The organism is Pontixanthobacter aquaemixtae (assembly GCF_009827395.1).
In the GTDB taxonomy this organism is placed as follows: domain Bacteria; phylum Pseudomonadota; class Alphaproteobacteria; order Sphingomonadales; family Sphingomonadaceae; genus Pontixanthobacter; species Pontixanthobacter aquaemixtae.
On record NZ_WTYX01000001.1, the window covers coordinates 214619 to 234956 of the forward strand.

The 20338-nt window shown below is 58.4% G+C and carries 18 protein-coding genes; 5 read left to right on the forward strand and 13 right to left on the reverse strand.

The genetic code is table 11. The features are described from left to right. Window positions 1–139: 139 nt before the first annotated feature. From GRI41_RS01035 to rimO, 5 genes are all read right to left on the reverse strand, one after another. Window positions 140–1354, reverse strand: a complete 1215-nt coding sequence (locus GRI41_RS01035; RefSeq protein ID WP_160602799.1) for a YadA-like family protein — start codon at window positions 1352–1354, stop codon at window positions 140–142. 273 nt (window positions 1355–1627) lie between these two features. Continuing rightward, entirely contained in the window at window positions 1628–2365 is a 738-nt protein-coding gene (locus tag GRI41_RS01040) for an anti-sigma factor (RefSeq protein ID WP_160602800.1), read from the reverse strand. Beyond that, window positions 2358–2927: a sigma-70 family RNA polymerase sigma factor gene (locus tag GRI41_RS01045; protein WP_160602801.1), complete on the reverse strand. Its 570-nt coding sequence runs from the start codon at window positions 2925–2927 to the stop codon at window positions 2358–2360. Before GRI41_RS01045 ends, GRI41_RS01040 begins: the two co-directional genes overlap by 8 nt. Before the next feature lie 116 nt (window positions 2928–3043). Continuing rightward, window positions 3044–3601, reverse strand: coding sequence for a hypothetical protein (locus tag GRI41_RS14210; protein WP_202388624.1), 558 nt, complete (start codon window positions 3599–3601; stop codon window positions 3044–3046). Between the two features lie 399 nt (window positions 3602–4000). Beyond that, window positions 4001–5386 (reverse strand): 30S ribosomal protein S12 methylthiotransferase RimO, encoded by a 1386-nt coding sequence (rimO, locus tag GRI41_RS01055; protein WP_160602802.1) that lies wholly within the window; start codon window positions 5384–5386, stop codon window positions 4001–4003. A gap of 79 nt (window positions 5387–5465) precedes the next feature. Between rimO and GRI41_RS01060 the strand changes: the two genes are divergently transcribed. Continuing rightward, window positions 5466–5879 (forward strand): DUF1761 domain-containing protein, encoded by a 414-nt coding sequence (locus tag GRI41_RS01060; protein ID WP_160602803.1) that lies wholly within the window; start codon window positions 5466–5468, stop codon window positions 5877–5879. Window positions 5880–5897: 18 nt separating this feature from the next. On the opposite strand, the gene GRI41_RS01065 is transcribed toward GRI41_RS01060, so the two are convergent. From GRI41_RS01065 to serS, 4 genes are read right to left on the reverse strand one after another with little or no spacing between them, the layout of a single operon-like run. Continuing rightward, window positions 5898–6953, reverse strand: a complete 1056-nt coding sequence (locus GRI41_RS01065; RefSeq protein WP_160604564.1) for a potassium channel family protein — start codon at window positions 6951–6953, stop codon at window positions 5898–5900. A gap of 51 nt (window positions 6954–7004) precedes the next feature. After that, on the reverse strand, window positions 7005–7778 hold the full coding sequence (locus GRI41_RS01070; protein ID WP_160602804.1) for a peptidoglycan DD-metalloendopeptidase family protein: 774 nt from the start codon (window positions 7776–7778) through the stop codon (window positions 7005–7007). Then, a complete protein-coding gene (surE, locus tag GRI41_RS01075; protein WP_160602805.1) occupies window positions 7775–8533 on the reverse strand; it encodes a 5'/3'-nucleotidase SurE in 759 nt (252 codons plus the stop codon). Before surE ends, GRI41_RS01070 begins: the two co-directional genes overlap by 4 nt. Further along, entirely contained in the window at window positions 8533–9813 is a 1281-nt protein-coding gene (serS, locus tag GRI41_RS01080) for a serine--tRNA ligase (protein WP_160602806.1), read from the reverse strand. The genes surE and serS overlap by 1 nt, the downstream gene beginning before the upstream one ends. Window positions 9814–9874: 61 nt before the next feature. Between serS and GRI41_RS14215 the strand changes: the two genes are divergently transcribed. Then, entirely contained in the window at window positions 9875–10135 is a 261-nt protein-coding gene (locus tag GRI41_RS14215; protein WP_202388625.1) for a hypothetical protein, read from the forward strand. Here the strand turns inward: GRI41_RS14215 and GRI41_RS01085 are convergent. After that, window positions 10132–12477, reverse strand: a complete 2346-nt coding sequence (locus GRI41_RS01085; RefSeq protein ID WP_160602807.1) for a TonB-dependent receptor — start codon at window positions 12475–12477, stop codon at window positions 10132–10134. The two genes, GRI41_RS14215 and GRI41_RS01085, sit on opposite strands and share 4 nt — an antisense overlap. Window positions 12478–12577: 100 nt before the next feature. On the opposite strand from GRI41_RS01085, the gene GRI41_RS01090 reads away from it, so the two are divergent. Continuing rightward, on the forward strand, window positions 12578–13231 hold the full coding sequence (locus GRI41_RS01090) for a TetR/AcrR family transcriptional regulator (RefSeq protein ID WP_160602808.1): 654 nt from the start codon (window positions 12578–12580) through the stop codon (window positions 13229–13231). Between the two features lie 53 nt (window positions 13232–13284). On the opposite strand, the gene sppA is transcribed toward GRI41_RS01090, so the two are convergent. Beyond that, window positions 13285–15174, reverse strand: coding sequence for a signal peptide peptidase SppA (gene sppA, locus GRI41_RS01095; protein WP_160602809.1), 1890 nt, complete (start codon window positions 15172–15174; stop codon window positions 13285–13287). A gap of 112 nt (window positions 15175–15286) precedes the next feature. On the opposite strand from sppA, the gene GRI41_RS01100 reads away from it, so the two are divergent. Both GRI41_RS01100 and GRI41_RS01105 read left to right on the forward strand, forming a co-directional pair. Then, a complete protein-coding gene (locus tag GRI41_RS01100) occupies window positions 15287–16333 on the forward strand; it encodes an aspartate carbamoyltransferase catalytic subunit (RefSeq protein ID WP_160602810.1) in 1047 nt (348 codons plus the stop codon). After that, the gene (locus GRI41_RS01105) at window positions 16330–17562 is read left to right on the forward strand and encodes a dihydroorotase (RefSeq protein ID WP_160602811.1); all 1233 of its coding nucleotides are present in this window, start codon (window positions 16330–16332) and stop codon (window positions 17560–17562) included. The genes GRI41_RS01100 and GRI41_RS01105 overlap by 4 nt, the downstream gene beginning before the upstream one ends. Here GRI41_RS01105 and GRI41_RS01110 read toward each other — a convergent pair. Further along, complete coding sequence (locus tag GRI41_RS01110; RefSeq protein ID WP_160602812.1) at window positions 17552–18844, reverse strand: DUF418 domain-containing protein; 1293 nt, start codon at window positions 18842–18844, stop codon at window positions 17552–17554. The two genes, GRI41_RS01105 and GRI41_RS01110, sit on opposite strands and share 11 nt — an antisense overlap. Window positions 18845–18896: 52 nt before the next feature. Beyond that, a complete protein-coding gene (locus tag GRI41_RS01115) occupies window positions 18897–20114 on the reverse strand; it encodes an SPOR domain-containing protein (protein ID WP_160602813.1) in 1218 nt (405 codons plus the stop codon). Window positions 20115–20338: the final 224 nt, after the last annotated feature.

The window sequence follows — 20338 nt, forward strand, 5'->3', positions numbered from 1 at the left end:
TCATTGGGGGTGGGGTCGGGGGAGTCTGTGCGCGGTGACTGGTCCTGGCCCCAGAAGAAAGGGAAGGAGCAATGCGCTTTAGCCGAAAAAAATGGGGCCGGACACAAGGCCCGACCCCATCCTTCCGGTCCAATGGAAGTTACCAGGCGACTTGGAAACCGCCGCGCGCACCCACTTCACCGCTGTCAAAGCCGACACCTACGCCAGCCGAGAACGCCGCGTTTTCACCTGCGCGAACGGTCATGGCGATCGTTCCAGCCCCTTGATTTTCAAAGTAGCCAACACCGCCCGAAAGCGCGAAGCTGGTGCCGGGTGGCAGCATGGGCGATTCCATTGCTAGCGCCATCGCAACACCTTCATTGGCCCGATCGATAGCGGCGCTATTCGCCGCAGTCCGACCGAACAGATCATCGATCCGTGCGGATTGATTGGCTGTCAGCGTTTGTAGAGCCGTAATGTTGGCGGAGTTCGCACTCACGGCCGCATTGCTGGCGAGGCCGGTTGTCAGGCCGAGCGTTCCGTTCTGGTCAGCGGTAACGACCGAAATCGGTCCCATCTGGCTGGCGGTGCTTGTTCCCAAATTGGCAATTACCACTTGCCCATCATTTGTCGCCGTGGCCCCGTTACCAATTGCGATAGAGTCGACTCCGTCGGCACTGGCCTCGTTACCAATCGCGATTGCGCCATCGGCACCGGCCCCAGCCGCTTCGCCGACCGCAACCGAGCGAACGCCATCAGCTTGCGCCAAATGACCTAGAGCCGTGGCGCGTTCGGCATTTGCGCCGGAACGCCAGCCAAAGGCAGTCGCTCCCGGACCGGTGGCGACACTTTCACCGCCAACCGCTGTGGTCGAATTGCCGGTGGCATTCGCCGTGTCACCAATCGCAAGCGCATCGATGCCGTTCGCGATCGATTCATTGCCGATGGCCGTCGAGAAGTCGGTTTGCGCATCGGCATTCTCGCCAACTGCAAGAGAGCGGATACCCTGCGCGGTTGCCAAATGCCCGAATGCTTGCGCGCGTTCAGCGGTGGCCATCGCACGCCAGCCTATTGCGGTTGCGCCCGGACCGGTTGCAACGCTTTCGCCGCCAACTGCCGTTGTGGAGTTTCCGTTGGCGGATGAATCGGTGCCGACTGCCAATGCGTCTATGCCATTGGCTTCGGCAACCACACCGCACGCCAGCGCTGTTGGATTGTCGCTTGTTGCTAGGCCATCGGTGTCTAGCGGATCGGCAACGCCGTTATCATTGGTGTCGAGAATACACTCAGTTGCTGCCGCCGGCGAAGAGAACGCGATTGTTGCGCTGCCTGCCAGTAGTACTGCTGCGATCGGCTTTGAAAATTGCTTTATCATTTTGTTTTCCTTACCCATTTTTTGGACCAGAGTGCCGATCTACGTTGGTTCCTCTCCAATGGATCCGAGCGGTGCAATCCGGAAATGGATGGCGCTCAAACCCGCGTCCCAGACGTTTAGCGGCCTGTCATCCTGATTGATGACGGGAGCAGCTACCCAGCAGCACCCCGATTGGATGCAGGGGGGACAGGAATTTTTTTGGAATTGGCTTCGATAAACCAGTAGTTACTGATTTATCGATAAACAAACTTCAGAATTTGGCTGTTGATCAGCTCAAACGGTGTCCAATGGACCGACAAGAACGATCGGCAGGGTCGGCTGGGTGTGCAGCCTGCCGGTGTCTTCTTCGAACGTCACCGCCAGCGACGCGCCCTCGACAAGCATGGCGGTTTCGGAGTCCGTCAGATCGCGCGTAATCGATCCTTCTGCTGGCAAGTAGCCAAGCGATCGGGGTGCGCCCTCGGCTGGAACAACCCAAAGTTCCGCAGTCTTGCCGGCTTCTGCGTCCAGTCCGGAGGTAGTGACCGTGATCTTGCCTTGAGCACTGTCGATAATGCTGGCAATTTTCCGGCCTGACGTCTCGTCGGCAACCTGTGCGATCAATTGCGGTGCAGGTACGGTTTGCACGGGCGCTTCGACCGCAGGCGTGGCCAAGAACAGTACCAAAGCTGCTGCGGCGGCGGTTAATCCGAATGTTGCCAAGCCGATGCTCCACCGCGACGCAGTGCGCGGGCCGTGAAGGACAGGCAAAGATCCCGCTTCACCATGCTCCAACAGGTCGAGCCGAGCATGGACTGCGCTCAGCAAACCTTCCGAAGGATAATAGCTTCCTGCGGTTTCGCTCGTGGCCGCTAGTGTATGCTTCCACCATGTAACGGCATCGGCAAGGGGCGGTGACGACAATTGCATCCGCTGTGCAGCAGTCAACTCTTCCCCTTCAAGCACACCCAGAGCCAATTCGCCCGCAGTCAGGAAATCATCTTCGGAAAGGCTTGTATGCAGATCAACCATTGAGACACCTTTTCAGTCCTTTCAGACCGCGCCGAATCCAACTCTTCAAGGTGCCGAGCGGAACATCGACTTTTTCAGCCAGCTCGGAATGACTTAGCCCGTCGAAAAAGGCCAAAAGGATCGATTTGCGATGGTCTGCTTGCAATCCTTTAAGGCAGCGATGCAATGCTTCGGCTTCCTGAGAGTCGCACAGCCAATCTTCGGCCTGTTTTGTATCGTCGGGGATCTGGTCAATCGCATCATCAGAAATTTCATTGCTGCGACCTGTGCGGCGGACTTCGTTCAATGCGGTGTTTCGGGCAATGGTGCACAGCCATGCAATGGGGCTGCCTTTCGCCGGGTCAAAGCTGTCAGCGCGCCTCCAAATCTTGACATAACTGTCCTGAAGTATGTCTTCGGCCCGTTCGCGGTCCCTGGCAATTCGGATGATTGTTGCAAACAATTTTGCAGATGTCAGTTCGTAAACAGTATCAAGCGCCTGACGTTTTCCCACGGCCATCTCGGTCATGGCATTGGCGAGCGCCTGCTGCCTGTTCTTCCGAGAAGATGTCGCTTTTGCCATTATATCAGTTGGTTGCCACGCCCTGTCTCTAAGAGCAAGCGCTACTCAAGGCAATCGGGCTTTGAGTCTCTCGCGCACTGGAGCATGCTCGATCTCATCCTTCTCACATCGGGCCGCTAGTCCACTGTTACAACAACGCGGTTTCCAGTGTCGCCTTCGCCGTAGATTTCTACGAAGACCACCGCGCCACCCCTGACAAGGCGGTTTTTGGCGACAGGAGAAATCGATCCGCTGCGGACCAAGCGTTCCATGATTTCTCGGTTGCGACCGCTGGCGAAGAATTCGTCAGAAGTATCGCCGCGTTGCGAAACGCCGAAGCGGTGAAAATTCGCGCGGTCCTGACGCAGGATTTGCCACGGTTGGTCGAGACGCTTGCCACTGCTGTTATACAAATCATCCCTGCCGATAAAGGCACGGTAGCTGCCGATACGGCGTTCATTCGCACGGACTGTGCTCGCAGATGTTTCGCGAACAGGGGCATCTCTTACGACTTCAGCTTCCGGCTTGGTTTCCGCTTCATCGGTTGAATTCGCAAGGCTGTCGTTGCGCGCTTTCTCTTCTGCCAGCCGTTCTTCGGCGTATTTCAGCCGTTCCTCTGCGCGAATTTCGCCTTCGCTCTTGCCGCAGGCGGTTGTCATCAGCAGTGCGGTTCCAAGAATGAGAATTCTTTGCATTTAAATGGCCTCCCTCGACGCTTGTTTTAGCGCGCCAATCGCGCGTCGCAACCTGTCAATGGAGAGGAAGTTGCTCCCCGCCTGTGCAGCGACGGCTGGGCGTTTTCCTACATCACGTCCGCTTGCTAGCACCGCATTGCCTTTGTTTGCGCAGGGCATGCTCTTTCTCACTGTCGATCCAATTCCCGCGCTTTCGTGCATTGCGGGTGACAGAATGGCCTCCGGTTCCCTGTCCGTCCGCCTGTTGAAGCTGCTATTATTCCCGGCAATATCAGCAGGGCAGGCGGCAAAAGCGAAAGTGACGCAGTGTCACCTTTGTCCGCTTTTTGGTGCTTGGACCGTGGTCCATGTGGTCCATGTGTTCAAGGTTTTGGCCGCGAAGCTGAACGCGCCGCCTGTTCAGCAAGGCACGCCGAACAAATCATGCGCATCGGCATCTTCGATGGTCACATCCGCGAAATCGCCCGGCTTCATTTCCGCCGAGACATTGCGCAGATAGACCGCGCCGTCGATTTCGGGTGCGTCGGCCTGACTGCGGCCGGTGGCACCGATATCGCCGTCTTCGTCCGGCTCGCCCACTTCATCGACGATGACCGGCAATGTCTTGCCGATCTTGGCTTGCAGCTTGGCCGCGCTGATGCGCTCGGTCACTTGCATGATCCGTGCGTAGCGTTCTTCTTTCACTTCTTCGGGTACCGGATCGGGCAGGGCATTGGCCTGTGCGCCTTCGACCGGTTCGAAACGGAACGCGCCGACACGGTCAAGCTGCGCTTCTTCCAGCCAATCGAGCAGATAATGGAAGTCTTCCTCGGTCTCTCCGGGGAAGCCAACCACGAAACTGCTTCGCACCGCGATTTCGGGGCAGATTTCGCGCCAGTTTTTGAGACGTTCCAGAACCTTTGCCTCGTTTGCCGGGCGCTTCATGCTTTTGAGAACCGCCGGGCTGGCGTGCTGGAACGGAATATCAAGATAGGGCGTCAGCAGGCCTTCCGCCATCAGCGGGATCACCGCATCGACATGCGGATAGGGATACACATAGTGCAGCCGGGTCCACGGGGTGTCGCCTTCGGGCGTGCGCAGCTTGCCCAATTCGCGCGCCAGATCGGTCATATGCGCGCGGACGGGGCTGCCTTTCCAGTCGCGTTCCTCGTGCCTTGTGTCGACTCCGTAGGCTGAGGTGTCCTGGCTGATCACCAGCAGTTCGCGCGTGCCCGCGGCAACTAGCTTCTCCGCCTCGCGCAGCACCGCGTCGATCCGGCGGCTGGCAAGCTTGCCGCGCAAATCGGGAATGATGCAGAACGAACAGGAATGATTGCAGCCTTCGGAAATCTTGAGATACGAATAATGGCGCGGGGTGAGCTTGATATCGGGCTGCGGGATCAGGTCCACGAACGGGCCTTGCGATGGCGGGGCGTGGGTATGCACCGCTTCGACGACCTGTTCATACTGATGCGCGCCAGTGACTGCGAGGACTTGCGGATGCGCGGCGCGGATTGCGTCGGCTTCCTCGCCCATGCAGCCGGTCACGATCACGCGGCCGTTTTCGGCAATCGCTTCGCCAATCGCCTGAAGGCTTTCTTCCTTTGCGCTGTCGAGGAAGCCGCAAGTGTTGACCAGCACCACATCCGCACCGGCATAATCGGGCGACATGGCATAGCCGTCTGCGCGCAATCGGGTGAGGATGCGTTCGGAATCGACCAGGGCCTTGGGGCAGCCGAGACTGACCATGCCGACCTTCTTGGCTTCGGGCAGGTTCTTCGGGGGAAGAGTGGTTGTAGCGCTCATGATGGGCGCGCCCCTACACCCGAATGCGGCTTTGCGCTATAGAGAGCGTGTAGGGTCGCTTCTACGGGGAGAGGAAACGATGTTTGAAGTGAACTGGTTGGCCATCGTATTGGCCGCAGCATGCGGATTCATTGTCGGCGGGATCTGGTACGGCCCGATCATGGGCAAGAAATGGATGGGCGCGGTCGGCCTGACCGAAGAACAGATCAAGCAAGGCAATATGGGCCTGATCTATGGCGGGGCGTTTGCGTTCTCGCTGCTCGCAAGCTGGACGCTGGCGCATACTTTCGCGACTTATGATTTCTGGGGCGATCCGGTCTCGTTCCAGGGCAAGGTTCTGACCGCATTCGGTGTGGCGCTGGGCTTTGTCATTCCGGCGATCGGGACGAATTACCTGTTCAGCCAGAAGAGCAAGACGCTGTTCTTCATCGATGCCGGATATTGGCTGCTATTCTATATCGCGATGGGCGTGGTTCACGCCTATCTGCCGTAACGCACTGGGGCGCGCGGCCTATTCTTCGCCATTATGGCCATCGCCGCGCGCTTCACCATTTTCGGTCGGGACGATTTCGACCACGATATCGCCCGGTCGAAGACTTTGGCATTCGTCCTCCCAAAATCCGATGACTTTGCCGCCGCGATAGACGCGCAATCCGCGACCGCCGGTTTTGAGGTCGGAAATAGACTGCCCGCATTCTTCGGTGGTCACTTCGCGCTCGACCAATTGAACGCGGCCGGTGACCGAAGCGAGGTCGGCCAGATAGTCGGCAATATGCGCGCCTTTGGCTGAACCGGCGAGCAGCAATCCGGTAAAACGCACCGGGTTGATGACATTGTTTGCCCCAGCCTGCCGGGCGAGAAACTCGTTATCGTCGGCGCGCACGACCACGCTGATCGGAACATCGGGCGCAAGGTGGCGCACGGTCAACACGATCAGGATCGAAGTGTCATCGCGGCCGGCGGAAACCAGAACGTTCTGCGCCTTGTCGATCCGCACATTGTTCAGCGTGTCATCGCGCGTTGCATCGGCGGCCATCACATTGCAGCCGAGCTTCTCTGCATCTTTGAGCCGGTCCTCGGACGGATCGATCACGACAATATTCTGCGGATCGGTGCCGCGTTGGATCAGTTCGTCAACCGACTCTGATCCCGACACACCATAGCCGAGCACGACAATGTGATCGGACAGCTTTTCCTGAATGCGGGCCATCCGGAACTTCTCCCAACTGCGCTTGATGATAAAATTATAGGCTGTCCCGACGAAAATGAAAAACACTGCAAAGCGTATCGGCGTCACGATAATCGCTTCTACCATGCGTGCCCTGTCGGTGATCGGCACGATGTCGCCAAAGCCGGTTGTGGTGACCGAAATCAGCGTGAAATAGACGACGTCAGAAAAGCTCACTTCGCCATCGAGATTGTCAACCAGTCCGCCCCGATCCCACCAGTGGATCATGATCACCAGGAACAGCAGGAATATGGCTGATCCCAGCCTGATCGAAAGATCGCCCCAAATCGGCACCTGAACCGTGCGGCGCAGCGGTTGGAATGTCGATTTGCGCTGCATGATCTCTGCCGGCGCGTTCGACTTTCGGTTTCGGGAGCTACTCATTGAGGCCTAACGTTGCGGCAGCTTGCTCGCCGGGTCAATCCGCTTGTTATCCTTCATGATTTCGAAATGCAGTTCGGGCCGCGTAGCCACGCCCGCATCGCCGGCCAACCCGATGCGTTCGCCGGTTTTGACCACATCGCCCAGCTTGACCGTAATCCGCGCCAGATGGCCATAGCGGGTGCGCCAGCCATTGCCGTGGTCGATAACCACCAACCGGCCAAAGCGCTTGGGTTCGTCATCGGCGAACACGACCGTTCCTGAAGAGGAGGCGCGGACCATGTCGAGCCGGTTGGCTTCGATGTCCAAACCGTCATGGCCCTTGCCATCGTCGCGCAGGCTGAAACCGGCCATCACGCGGCCGTCATGCGGCCAGCGGAAATAGGGCTCTGTCCGTGCAGGTTGCGCCGGTTCGGGCGCGGCCTTCAACACGGCAGGGATGATCAGCCGCTGACCGGTAGAGATTGCATACGGTGGTTTCAGACCGTTGGCGATTGCGATGTTGCTGAAAGGCACGCCGTAACGCTGGGCTATGCCAAATCCGGTATCGCCGTCCTTCACAATGTGGATGCGCTGGCGCGGTATCTGCAGGACTTGGCCAGCGCGCAGATTGTAAGGTTCCTGAAGGCCATTGGCCGCAGCAATCACAGCAGCCGGGACTTTGGCGCGATTGGCAATCCCGCCCAGTGTTTCACCTTCTTCGACCGTGTGTTCGGTTTCGGTCGCAGGGTCGCCTGCAGCAAGCAAAAACGGCGCGGCGAGCAACAATGCCCATTTCTTCATGACGAGTATCTCCCAGCCAAGGCTTCGAGAGAAGAATGATGGGTGAGGTCGAGTTGAAGCGGCGTCACCGACACAAATCCCTCGTCAATAGCCTCCAGATCAGTCCCGTGATCAAGCGTATGCTCGATCGCGTGCAGCCCGAACCAATAATAGGGAAAGCCACGTGGGTCTTTGCCCTCGACTACCGAGCCGCGCGAATAGTCATGGAAACCTTGCCTGACTGCGCGAATCCCCGCAACTTTTTCACCCGGAAGTGGTGGAAAGTTTACATTTATTAATGTCCGTTCGGGCAGCGGCGTATCAAGCAAGGGCGCGATTGCCTTTGCCGCCCAGGCGCGTGTCGCAGCGAATTCCTCATGCGGAGCTTTGCGATCCAGAACCTGGCTAAGCGCGATCGAGCGGATCCCCGCCAGCGCGCCTTCGATGGCCGCGGAAACGGTGCCCGAATAGGTGATGTCATCGCCCAGATTGGCCCCGCGATTGACGCCCGAAAGGATCAGGTCGGGCGGACTGTCCATCACTTTGCGCAGGCCCAGCGTAACCGAGTCAGTGGGCGTGCCGGTAACCGAAAAGCGCCGGTCGTTATGCTTGTGCAAGCGAACCGGTGCGTTGAGAGTTAGAGAGTGCCCAGCACCCGATTGTTCTTCATGCGGCGCGCAGACCCACACATCATCGCTAAATTCCGCTGCGATATCTTCCAGCACCTTTAGGCCCGGTGCAAAAATCCCATCGTCATTGGTTACCAGAATGCGCATCAAACAGGGGGCTCCAGCTTCGTTGTTCCGCCCATAGAGGGATGCAAAACATCGGGAATTGTGACACTGCCGTCAGCCTGTTGGTAATTCTCCAACACCGCCACCAAAGTCCGCCCGACCGCAAGGCCCGAACCGTTGAGCGTGTGCGGGAACTCAGTCTTCTTTTCGCCTTCGGGACGGAACCGCGTGTTCATCCGCCGGGCCTGGAAATCGCCGGTATTCGAGCAAGAGCTGATCTCGCGATAGGCGCCCTGTCCGGGCAGCCAGACTTCCAGATCATAGGTCTTACGCGCGCCAAACCCCATATCGCCGGTGCACAGCAGTACCTTGCGATAGGGGAGCTTCAACGCTTGCAAAATGCGTTCGGCACAATCGGTCATCCGCTCGTGCTCGGCCTCGCTCTCTTCGGGGCGGACAATGCTCACCAGCTCGCATTTTTCGAACTGGTGCTGGCGGATAAAGCCGCGCGTGTCTTTGCCTGCAGAGCCTGCTTCGCTGCGGAAACATTGGGTGAGCGCGGTCATCCGCATCGGCAGCGCGCTGTTGTCGATGATTTCGCCTTGTACAGAGGCAGTCAGGCTGACCTCAGCGGTCGGGATGAGCCAGCGGCCATCGGTGGTCTGAAAACTGTCTTCTGCAAATTTGGGAAGCTTGTCGGTCCCGTACATGGCTGCATCATTGACCAAGACCGGGGGGGCGCATTCGGTATAGCCGTTCTCGCCCGTTTGCTGGTCGAGCATCCATTGCCCCAGCGCGCGGTGCAGCCTCGCCATTCCCCCGCGCAGGAAAGTAAAGCGCGCACCGGAAAGCCGCGCACCGGTTTCGAAATCGAGCCCCAGCGCGGGCCCTAAATCGGCATGTTCCAGAGGCTCGAAATCAAATTCGCGCAATTCGCCCCATTTTGTGATCTCGACATTGTCCGCTTCATCTGCGCCATCGGGCACATCGTCGGCGGGGATATTGGGGATGATGGCCAGCGCCTGTTGCAATTCCACAGAAAGTTGGCGGTCCTCTTCCTCCAGTTCGGGCAACACTTTCTTGAGTTCGCCGACTTCGGCTTTCAGCGCTTCGGCTTTCTCTGTATCGCCTTGGCCCATTGCCTGACCGATGGCTTTGGACGCTTCATTCCGGCGGCTTTGCGCCTGCTGCATTCGGGTGGCGACGGCGCGTTTGCGCTCGTCCAGTTCCAGTATCGCGGCAGAGGCAGGCTCTGCCCCGCGTCGCTTCAACCCGGCGTCGAAAGCCTCGGGATGTTCACGGATATATCGGATATCATGCATAGGCGCGGCTATGGACTCGTTTTGGTTTGGTCTCAAGCATCGCGGTGGCTAACGCGTGAATATGTCCAGGGTGCTCGTCCATTTTGTTGGTTTTCGCGACGACCGCTATTGGAATGCAGTGCGTATTTGGGGCCTTCCCGATATGATCCACGAGGCGTGGGATCGCTATGCTGCCGACGACACCTTGGCGGGTGATATGGTGATCTTTGCCGAAGGTGAGTGGAACCAAAAACCGCGCAGCTTCACTGTGGAAGCCGCGCGGTCTCGGGAAACCAGACGCATCGGGAGAGAAACGTCCGGCAGAGAGTGTCCCTTGGTCTAGAAGCGGACCTCGCCGGTCACGTAAAACCGGCGCGGATCGCCGTAAAACCCGGTCAAAGACCCTTCGAGGCCGAGCGTTGACGTAAGCGGCTGTCCGTTTGTTCCGCCCGCGGCAAAGGCATAGCCTGCGACAATATAGCGTTTGTCAGTCAGGTTCTTGCCATGGATACCGATGCTGAACCGGTCGCTATCATCAGTATAGACGATGCTTGCATTCAGAAGCACGAACCCGTCCTGATCGAGGAACGGATTGGGTGTTTCGAACTGGCTTGCGTCCGACCGCAAGCTGGCAGAGCCGATGAAATCGACCAGACCGCTTGCCACAGGCAGACCCAGATCAAAGCCCATATTGGCGGTAATGTCCGGGGTGTTCTGGAACACCCGCTGGTCAGCTACATCGACCCCGAATGCGTCGATGAACGTCTTGTACTTGGCATCGACATAGCCAAGCGCCCAGTTCACATTGAAACGGCTACCGACACCGGCAAAGTCCTTGCCGACCAGCGCGTTGCCTTCAAATTCGAACCCGTTCACATCGGCATCGCCAGCGTTTGAAGTGATCCCGACAAAGCTGTCATTGACGCCGTCATTATTCGTGTCGATCCCCACCGATCCGGGGATCTGGATGTCGGTATAGTCACCTTTGAAAGCCGCGAAACTGAGATTCAGCCGGTTATCGAGCAGCGAGGCTTTCCAGCCCAATTCGTAGCTGTCTACCATTTCCGGATCGAAGCTGAGAAATGCGAATTGATCGTCGAAATCAATGTCGCCGTCGCCATCAAGATCGGGTGCCGCGGTGGTTTGGCCGCGCGGATCGAAACCGCCGCCTTTGAATCCGCGCGAGTAGGAGAAGTAGATATTGTGGTTCTCATCCGGCTTGTAGCTGATCGAAGCGCGGGGCGTGAACTCTTTGAAAGTCCGGCTGCCATTGAAATCGGATGTTACCGCAATCGGAACCGCTGTCGACGGGCCGAACAAGTCAGAAAAACCGCCGATAAATGTGGTGCGAAGCACACGGCTGGTCCGCTTGTCACTGGTGTACCGGCCGCCGACCGAAACACTCAGCTGGTCATTGATGTCGTAAGTGAAATCGCCAAAGATCGACCATGTCTTGGTGTTTACGTCACCCAATGTTTGCGCATTCAAACCGGGCAGGCTGATCAGGCTGCCGGTTGTGAACAGTGCCACATCGAATGCAGTGAACGCGTTGGCGTCAAGGTAATAGGCGCCGACAACCCCGTTCAGATTGTCACTTTCATACAGCAGCTGCAGTTCCTGGCTGAACTGGTCATTGTTATAGATCGCGGGAACATCGAGGTCGGCTGCGGGCAGGCTGTCAAAATCAATCGGTGTGGTTGATTTGTCTTCGCGGTATCCGGTGATGCTCTTGAGAGTGATCATATCGCTGACTTCAACCGCGATATTGAGCGCGCCGCCATAGGCTTCGACCTCTTGGTCGACGACGTTGAGGCCGGCGCGTGTATCATACACATTGTCCAGAACCGGCGCGCCCGAAAACAGGCCGGGGATCAAGCGGTGCCCCTGACGGGCTTCGCTTTTATCCTTCACATAGTCACCCGACAGGCGGGCAAAGACCGGGCCATTGTCAAATTCCAAAGTGGCGCGGCCCGCCCAAACATCCTTGTTGTAATTTTCAACGCCTTGCAGGTTGAGATTGTCGCCGAAACCGCCGCGGCTCAGCCGTGCGGCGCTCGCTCCGAAGCGAAGCGTGTCGGAAAGCGGGGCGGAACCGCTCACCACAAGGTCAGCCTGATCGTAGGACCCGTAAGTCCCGCGCACTTTCAGCTCGAGATCATCGGGAAGGCGGCGCGTTACATATTTGATCGCGCCGCCAATCGTATTGCGGCCATAAAGCGTGCCTTGCGGACCGCGCAGGACTTCGACCCGTTCGACGTCGTAAATGTCCAGCACTGCGGCCTGAGGGCGATTGATGTAGACGTCATCGACATACAGGCCGACACCAGCTTCGAAACCGGCGACCGGATCCTGTTGACCGACACCGCGAATGAAAGCGGTAAGCGTGGTATTTGTACCGCGCGATACCTCCAGCGTGAGGTTGGGGACTTCCTGCGCAACTTCGGTCAATTCCAGAGTTCCGGTTTTGGCCAGATCCTCTCCACCAATTGCGGTTACCGACAGCGGTACATCGAGCAACCGCTCTTCACGCCGCCGTGCGGTAACTGTGATGATGTTGTCATCATCAATAGCTTCGGCAGCTTCTTCGGCCCCGGCGGTCTGCGCCATGGCCGGTGCAGCCGCAAATGCGAGCAGCGCCGTACCCGACAGCAAAGTTAGATTAAGCGCATTTTTGGTGGTTCGCATTGATCTTCTCCCAAGTGTTATTGAACCCCCAATATTGAAACCTGAACCAACTTTCAAGTTTTGTATTGCGCATTTTGTGTTTGACGCCTAACTGACGCTCATGGGAGCAGGGGACTTAGCCAGAAAACCGAACGGATTGCCGGGCACTTTGGATGCTTCGGGCAAGCGGCCGCGGACAGAGCGGGGGCGCAAGACGCTGCGCAAACTGCTCGATGCCGCAACGGTCGAATTCGGTGAGAGGGGATTCCACGAAGCCTCGATCAGCGGGATTACCCGCCGCGCGGGGGTCGCGCTGGGCAGTTTCTATACCTATTTCGATTCAAAGGACGCCATTTTCCGCGCGCTGGTCGCCGATATGAGCGATTCGGTAAAACACGCCGCACGAGAAGCCATTGCGGGAGATTTGTCCGCGCTTGAGGTCGAACGCGCGGCTCTGAAAGGATTTCTCGACTTTGCGGCAAAGCACAAGGAAATCTACCGGATCATCGACGAGGCGGAATTTGTCGATCCGGCAAGTTACCAATCGCATTATGAAACGACCGCAGAGCGCATCCTCGACCGGCTCAAGGAAGGCGCCGCAAAGGGACAATTTCGCGCCGATCCGCAGGAAGTCCATGCGTGGGCACTGATGGGCATGAACGTGTTTCTTGGCCTGCGATTTGCGATTTGGGGTAGGGACGGCGACTTGCCGTCAGACGAAATTGCAGCCGCCGCCAATTCGCTGCTGGCAAACGGCATTTCCGTTTCCAAATAACAGCGCGCTAAAACCGCCATTCACTGGCCATAGCTAGGCCAGACACCGACGCTTTATTGCGCGAAAAACGCCGCTGCTTTCGCCAGCCATCCTGTCGGCGCTGTGTTCCTGGCCGCAGTAACATTGGGGGAGACCGGGCATTCGAGGCAGTAAGCCTGCATCCCGCGTACCGACAATAGCCGCTCGAGATCCATCTGGACCTGGCCCATCAGCGCCTGCTGTCTGCCCGCGACCATCGCGAACAGATCGCCATTCTGCCGCGCCGCTTCGGTATCGTCGCCGCTCAGAATATCGCGAATGAGCGAATTGTACGGATCAATGTCGCCGCCCAGATATTGGGCATGCCAATCCCCTTCTTCGAGGCCTGCCTTTTCGGCAGCAAATGCGAGCGCGTCGTCAATTCCGCCATATTGGTCGACCAGACCCAACTGGCGCGCGGTCCCGCCGTCCCACACGCGGCCTTGGCCGATTTCGTCCACCTGCGCAGTGGTGATCCCGCGCGATTCCGCAACGCGTTCTAGGAAGTTGTTATAACCGTCTTCAATGGAGCTTTGCAGAATTGCGTCGACTTCGGGTGTGAAGCCGGAAATCAGATCGGGCTGGCCCGATAGCGGCGTGGTGCGCACGCCATCGCCATTGACGCCCCATTCCGCCGCGGCCTGTTCAAAGGTTGGAATCACCGCGAAAATGCCGATCGAACCGGTGATCGATTCCGGTTCGGCAAAGATGTGGTCAGCCGGCGTGGACACCCAATAGCCGCCGCTGGCCGCGACATTGCCCATCGAAACCACGATCGGGATGTCTTTAGCCTTGTGACGGAAAATGGCCTGACGAATTTCTTCGGATGCCGTAACCGAGCCGCCCGGAGAGTCCACCCGGACCACCAGCGCTTTCAAATCGTCGTCCAGCGCATCGTCGAGCAGATCGGCAATCCGGTCTCCGCCAGCAACGCCCGGTCCGGCATCGCCGTCAACGATTTCGCCAGCGATGGTGATAACCCCGATTGCCTCGCCCGAAGTGTCGGAAGGATTGTCTGCCAGCCATGGGTCAAGTTCGGTATGCGCGAAGCTGCCGGGCGCTTCATCCCAATTGTCTTCGCCTGCAAGTTCCGCAACGCGCTTTCCGAATTCAACTTTGGTCCCCAGCTTGTCGACCAACCCTGCGGCCAGCGCGGCTTTTGCCAGATCGCCCTGGCTTGCTTGGACCCATTCGGCCGGAGTTTTCGTAACAAGGTCGAGATCGAGCTTCGGGCGCGCTTTCTTGACGTTTGCCTGCCATTCTTCCCACAAAGAGCCATAAAGCGCGGTGTAATTTTCCCGTGCTTCGGGTGACATGTCGCTGCGCGAATAGGGCTCTACAGCTGATTTGTAAGTGCCCACCTTATAGACGCGGGCATTGATGTTAAGATTGTCGAGCAATTCGCTGTAATAGAGCCGCGAACCGCCAGGGCCGGCAATCACGGCTCCGCCAAGCGGATCGACCCAGACCTCGCTGGCATGCGCCGCGAGCATCATTGCATCGTCGCCATAACCCAACGCGTATGTCAGCACCGGTTTATCGGCAGCTTTCACGCGGTCCAGCGCTTCGCCAATTGTTTGCATATGCACATGGCCGCCGCCCATAAAGCTGCTCAGATCGAGCACGACCGAGTTGATCCGGTCATCGGTTGCAGCCTGATTCAGCGCGTGAACCAGATCGCGCGCTTGAAATTCGGTGACCGGGGTCTGGCCGGTTACAAGAGCTTCGAAGGGATCAACTTCGCTTTTTTCCTCAACGACGATCCCGTTGAGATCGAGCAGCAGCGCACCATCATTGACCTGAGCGGGGCTGGGCCGGCCGGTCATCACGGCAAACAGGACCATGAAGAAGAGCAAGAGGAAAATCAGCGCCAAGCCGTCCTTGATGCCAACCAACAATCGCCAAACTTTGCCCGCAAATGCCATATTCAAACCGCCTTCAAGCCTTGATTTGAATTCTAGTTAGGGACAGATTGCCTTTCGTACCAGTCGAAACCGCTTGAGCGACCGATAGGGTTCGACTAAGGGCCTCACTTTAATGACATCGACGACATCCCCACAGGGCAGCAAGCGCGAATATCCCGCCGGCTCGCTCGCCTTCCCGCATCGCGACCTGCTCGGCATCGGCCAGTTGGAGCGGCACGAGATACTGTTCCTGCTCGACGAGGCAGAGCAATGGGTGGATCTCAATCGCCAAACCACAAAACATTCGGATGCGCTCGCCGGTCTTACGATCATCAATGCTTTCTTTGAAAATTCCACACGAACGCTGTTGAGTTTCGAAATCGCGGGCAAGCGATTGGGAGCGGATGTGGTCAATATGCATGCGGCGCAATCGTCTGTAAAAAAGGGCGAAACGCTGATCGATACTGCGATCACGCTGAATGCCATGCGCGCCGATGCGATTGTTATCCGGCATGGCTCCAGCGGCGCTGTCGATCTGATTGCAAGCAAAGTCGATTGCCCGGTTTTGAATGCCGGGGACGGGCAGCACGAACACCCGACACAGGCTTTGCTCGATGCGCTTGCTTTGCGCCACGCCTTGCGCGAGCGAGGCCATAAAGCCGATGATTTCACCGGGCTGACCGTGACCATTTGCGGCGACATTCTGCACAGCCGCGTTGCCCGATCAAACATTCTGTGCCTGACAGCATTGGGCGCCTCTGTCCGAATATGTGCGCCGCCAGCGCTGATGCCCGCCGAGATCGAAGCAATGGGCGCTAAGCCGTTCCACGATTTCGATGCGGCTCTGGAGGGAACCGATGTGGTGATGATGCTGCGCCTGCAGACCGAGCGGATGGAGGGGCAATTCATCCCCTCCGCACGCGAGTATCATCATCTGTTCGGGCTTTCGAAAGACAGGCTTCAACGCGCAGCGCCCGATGCCTTGGTGATGCATCCCGGGCCGATGAATCGCGGCGTGGAGATCGATAGCGAAGTTGCCGACATGATAGGCCGGTCGATCATTACCCGGCAGGTTGAAATGGGTGTCGCGATCCGGATGGCGGCGCTTGATGTCCTGACGCGCAGGACGCGCGGAATTGATGGCTGGACCAATGATGGATCGGGAGTGACCTGGGCATGAAGCAAGTCGCGCCTTTGACGATTATCAATGGCTCATTGGTTCTGCCCGGTGGCACCGCGTGGGGCGGGCTGCGCTGCGTGGACGGACATATCGAAAGCGTTGGTGAGGTTTCGGCGCGGGACGGCGACACGGTTATTGATGCAAAAGGCAAATTGATTACGCCCGGCATTGTCGATTTCGGCGTGTTTGCGGTCGATAAGCCTGCGTTTCATTTTGGCGGAATTACCCGCGCTGCGGTGATGCCTGACCAGAACCCGCCGCTCGACTATCCGTCGCGCGTGCGGCTCGTCGCCTATAGCGGGAAGCCCGATCTGTGGGTCCACCCGCTTGCCGCGGCGACCAAAGGTCTAGACGGGAAAGAATTGGCAGAGATCGGCCTGATGAAGCAGGCTGGCGCGCGCGGCGTTGCGACAGGGCGCGGCTGGATCGCCGATTCAGGGGCCATGCTGCGGTTGCTGCAATATGCTGCGATGCTCGATCTCGTGGTTGTTTCGCACGCCGAAGATAGCGGCCTAGCCGGTGCGTCAGCGGCCACCGCTGGCGATATGGCGACGCGCTTGGGCCTGCCCAGCGCCCCCGCAGAAGCGGAAGCGCTGGCTGTGGCGCGCGACATCACTTTGGCGGAAATGGCGGGTGCGCACCTGCACATCCGGCAGGTAACGACCAAACCGGCTCTCGATTTGGTCCGCGCTGCGAAGGCGCGCGGCGTGACAGTGACGGCGGGTGTAACGCCCGCGCATTTCATGTTGTCAGACCTCGCCACCGCAGAGTTTCGCACTTTCGCCCGGCTGTCACCGCCTTTGCGCAGCGAAGCTGACCGGCAAGCGGTCATCGAAGCGATCGGTGATGGAACAATTGACGTTGTTGCTTCGGGCCATGATCCGCGCGGTCCGGAAGACAAGCGCCTTCCGTTCGCAGATGCAGAACCGGGAATGGCGGGGGCGGAGACTTTGCTTGCCATGACGCTGACATTGGTTCGTGACGGTGCCATCGACATAGCCCGCGCATTTGATCTGCTTGCAGCGGCGCCTGCGCGTTTGCTTGGCGTATCTTGCGGTAGGTTGGAGACCGGGCAAGAAGCGGATATCTGCATCATTGATCCCGAAAAACCGTGGATCGTCGATTCAGCCCATATGGCCGCAACAGCCGGCAACACGCCGTTCGACCATCAGCCCACGCAGGGCAGAGCTTTGTCGGTCTTCAAAGGCGGCGTGGAACTTACTTCCTGAGCGGGAATAGCCGCCCATAAGTGAGGCAGCGCCACAGCCATTCGAGCGGGCCGAAGCGGAAGCGTTCAAGCCATGGTTTGGACCACAATAGCATGATGGCCCATGCTGCCAGGACGACCAGATACAGCTCCGGCCGGGTCAGCTTGCCCCACATTCCGCCAGCCCATCCGTGGAAGACCAGCATCATCAATATCGAAGTGCCAAGATAATTGGAGAATGCCATTCGGCCTGCGGCGACAAATCTCGTGCCAAGCCAACCGGTTGCTTTCTCTCCCCAAAGCGCCAGCAACATGGCCATCCCAAGCACCATGAACAGCCGGGGCAGGAAGGAAAAGCCCATGAAGGCGGCAAGAGTGCCCCAATAGGTCAGGCCGTTGTTGAGCGCCCAAAGCGCGACGGGGATCGTCAGCGCCGTTCCCACAAGCAGGAGGCCCCAGCCAAGTTTACGCTGTCGCCCCGGATCAATTCCGCCGCTGAAATAGCCACGCCGGAACAGCCCCATGCCCAACAGCATCAAAGGCAATGTTTCGAAAATGAACATGAAGACATTGATAAAGGGCAGCGCCCCATGTTCCTGAAATCTGTGCGCCACAAGATCGACATAGGATCCATCGGCGTGGATCGCTGTCTCCTTCGCCTCGATCGCCATTTGCCGGTCGACTTCCTTTTGCATTTCGACGCGCTGTTCCAGCATCGGGCCTTGCTCACCGAAAGACGTTTCCGCGATGAAATAGGGGAAAGTCATGAACGCACCGAACATGATCGTTCCGGCCAGATAGCCCAGGATGCCCACCACGATTTGCGTCTTTGCCGCCCATCGCAAGCAAGCCATCGCGATAAAACCGACAAGCGAATAAAGGATCAGAATGTCACCATGCCAGATCAAGTAGAAATGGATCATGCCGAACATCAGCAGGAACAATAGCCGCCGTGCCTGAAGCCAACGCGTGTGCCCTTTCTCCCACGCTTTTTCCATGAACAGGACCAATCCCGCGCCGAAGAGCAGAGTGAACAGGCCGCGCATCTTTCCGTCGATCAGGACAAATTGCACAACCCACATCCAGTTGGATGTTTCGCCATGCGGTGTGAGAAAGGCTTCGGGCCACATATAGGCCGACATTGGCTGCCCGAAGGCAACGATGTTCGCGGCCAGAATGCCCAGCACGGCAATTCCGCGGGTAAAATCCAGGCCCAGCAATCGCGGCGTTCCGCTGGCTGATGCGGGCACCACCTGATCAGGAGTGCCGCCTGCCGCCGGTGCGCTGCTTTGCTGTTCGCTCATATCCGTTCCCCCTTTTCGCAGTGATAGCACCGCGATGATTAGGGGGAAACGGCTATTTTGTTACGAGACAGGTTTGGCCGCTACGTTTGAGCGCGTTGCAAGCCGATTGTGCTGCGTTCCGGCTGGCGAATCCGCCTGCCTGAAGGCGAACAAGCCGGCCGGCCGGAACCACAAATTTTTGCTTCCCGCTCAACGCTGAATTTCCTGACAGGCGCGACCAAAGACGGTCCGCATTTCCGCGTACCGAGAATGCGCCCAGCTGCACGCGCCACGGGCCGTTCGCGCTGGTTTCCGCACGCGGCGCGGGCGTGGCAGGTGGCGGAGCAGCGCGGCGCGGGGCCGGAGTTGCTGTGGCCGGAGCCTGCGCGACCCGTACCGGAGCGGTTCGGACCGGCGCAGCGGCGGAAGGTGCAGCGTTGGTGGGGGCAGGGGCGGCTTGGCTTGGCCCGGCGAAATCAGCGCCTGCACGCGCCGGGCTTTCCGTACCGGTCACACGCGCGGCCTCCGAAACAGCCGCCTGTGCTGCTGCGACTGAGGGCGGAACTGCCATTGACGGAATTGGCTGCGGGATGCGCGTTGCCGCGCTGGGCAGCGGGGCGCGAACCGGTGCGCTTGAGGTTCTGGCAGGGGCGGGGCGGGCCACTGGATCAACCGTTACGCCAAGATCGCTGGCTGCAAGTTGCGCGGCCAGGTTCGAATCTGCAGAGCGCTTCAGTTGCTGCGCCAGCACTTGCGCTTGCTGCCGCTGGTCGAGCGGGATGAAATCGTCCATTTGCGCGATTGCGGGCTTGGCCTGGGCAAAGCCGGAAGAATTGGACAATGTCATCAGCGCATAGGCGCGGACCCAGTCCTTCGCGACCAGATCGCCGTTAAAATGACCGATGCCGAGCAGATATTGCGCGCGCGGGTTTCCGCGTTCAGCAGCTTTGATCACATAGGGCATTGCTTCTTCGCGGCGGCCGCTTTGGAACAGCAGCAGGCCGTAAGTGTCGGTTGCCTTGATGTGGCCCTGGGCTGCGGCTTTCGCGATCAAAATCTCTGCCTGCGCGGAGTTTTGCTCGACACCCCGTCCCAAGCGATAGGCCTGCGCCATATTGAATTGCGCGTCGGCGTTTCCCTCTGCCGCTAGGTCGCGCCATTCGCGCACGGCCGTTGCATAATCGCCGCGGTTCCATGCGTCATAGCCCGCATTTAGTTCGGCCAAAGCGGGGGCTGCGACGCCGAATGTTAGCGATGCGGCAAGATAGCAAATTGCCCGGGAAATTTTCATGGTCTTGTGCAAACCTTCTGTGTTCGGGTCATGGCCCAGTTGTGGCGAGCTTATAGTGAACAAGGCGTTAGCAATTAGTTTCCGCCCAATTCCCCTGCCCGCGCAATAACATAGTTAACAAAACCGTCATGGCACACGAACGGCGTTAACTCAAAATTAGCGATATCCTGCGATCTCAACCATCGACCCGCAATAGTGCGGGATATGTAAATGGATTCAGGGGG

What these genes read in the sequence shown, in the direction of transcription:
- GRI41_RS01035 (WP_160602799.1), bottom strand. Translation starts at nt 1,354, where the DNA reads ATGATAAAGCAATTTTCAAAGCCGATCGCAGCAGTACTACTGGCAGGC.
- GRI41_RS01040 (WP_160602800.1), bottom strand. Translation starts at nt 2,365, where the DNA reads ATGGTTGATCTGCATACAAGCCTTTCCGAAGATGATTTCCTGACTGCG.
- GRI41_RS01045 (WP_160602801.1), bottom strand. Translation starts at nt 2,927, where the DNA reads ATGGCAAAAGCGACATCTTCTCGGAAGAACAGGCAGCAGGCGCTCGCC.
- GRI41_RS14210 (WP_202388624.1), bottom strand. Translation starts at nt 3,601, where the DNA reads ATGCAAAGAATTCTCATTCTTGGAACCGCACTGCTGATGACAACCGCC.
- rimO (WP_160602802.1), bottom strand. Translation starts at nt 5,386, where the DNA reads ATGAGCGCTACAACCACTCTTCCCCCGAAGAACCTGCCCGAAGCCAAG.
- GRI41_RS01060 (WP_160602803.1), top strand. Translation starts at nt 5,466, where the DNA reads ATGTTTGAAGTGAACTGGTTGGCCATCGTATTGGCCGCAGCATGCGGA.
- GRI41_RS01065 (WP_160604564.1), bottom strand. Translation starts at nt 6,953, where the DNA reads ATGCAGCGCAAATCGACATTCCAACCGCTGCGCCGCACGGTTCAGGTG.
- GRI41_RS01070 (WP_160602804.1), bottom strand. Translation starts at nt 7,778, where the DNA reads ATGAAGAAATGGGCATTGTTGCTCGCCGCGCCGTTTTTGCTTGCTGCA.
- surE (WP_160602805.1), bottom strand. Translation starts at nt 8,533, where the DNA reads ATGCGCATTCTGGTAACCAATGACGATGGGATTTTTGCACCGGGCCTA.
- serS (WP_160602806.1), bottom strand. Translation starts at nt 9,813, where the DNA reads ATGCATGATATCCGATATATCCGTGAACATCCCGAGGCTTTCGACGCC.
- GRI41_RS14215 (WP_202388625.1), top strand. Translation starts at nt 9,875, where the DNA reads ATGTCCAGGGTGCTCGTCCATTTTGTTGGTTTTCGCGACGACCGCTAT.
- GRI41_RS01085 (WP_160602807.1), bottom strand. Translation starts at nt 12,477, where the DNA reads ATGCGAACCACCAAAAATGCGCTTAATCTAACTTTGCTGTCGGGTACG.
- GRI41_RS01090 (WP_160602808.1), top strand. Translation starts at nt 12,578, where the DNA reads ATGGGAGCAGGGGACTTAGCCAGAAAACCGAACGGATTGCCGGGCACT.
- sppA (WP_160602809.1), bottom strand. Translation starts at nt 15,174, where the DNA reads ATGGCATTTGCGGGCAAAGTTTGGCGATTGTTGGTTGGCATCAAGGAC.
- GRI41_RS01100 (WP_160602810.1), top strand. Translation starts at nt 15,287, where the DNA reads ATGACATCGACGACATCCCCACAGGGCAGCAAGCGCGAATATCCCGCC.
- GRI41_RS01105 (WP_160602811.1), top strand. Translation starts at nt 16,330, where the DNA reads ATGAAGCAAGTCGCGCCTTTGACGATTATCAATGGCTCATTGGTTCTG.
- GRI41_RS01110 (WP_160602812.1), bottom strand. Translation starts at nt 18,844, where the DNA reads ATGAGCGAACAGCAAAGCAGCGCACCGGCGGCAGGCGGCACTCCTGAT.
- GRI41_RS01115 (WP_160602813.1), bottom strand. Translation starts at nt 20,114, where the DNA reads ATGAAAATTTCCCGGGCAATTTGCTATCTTGCCGCATCGCTAACATTC.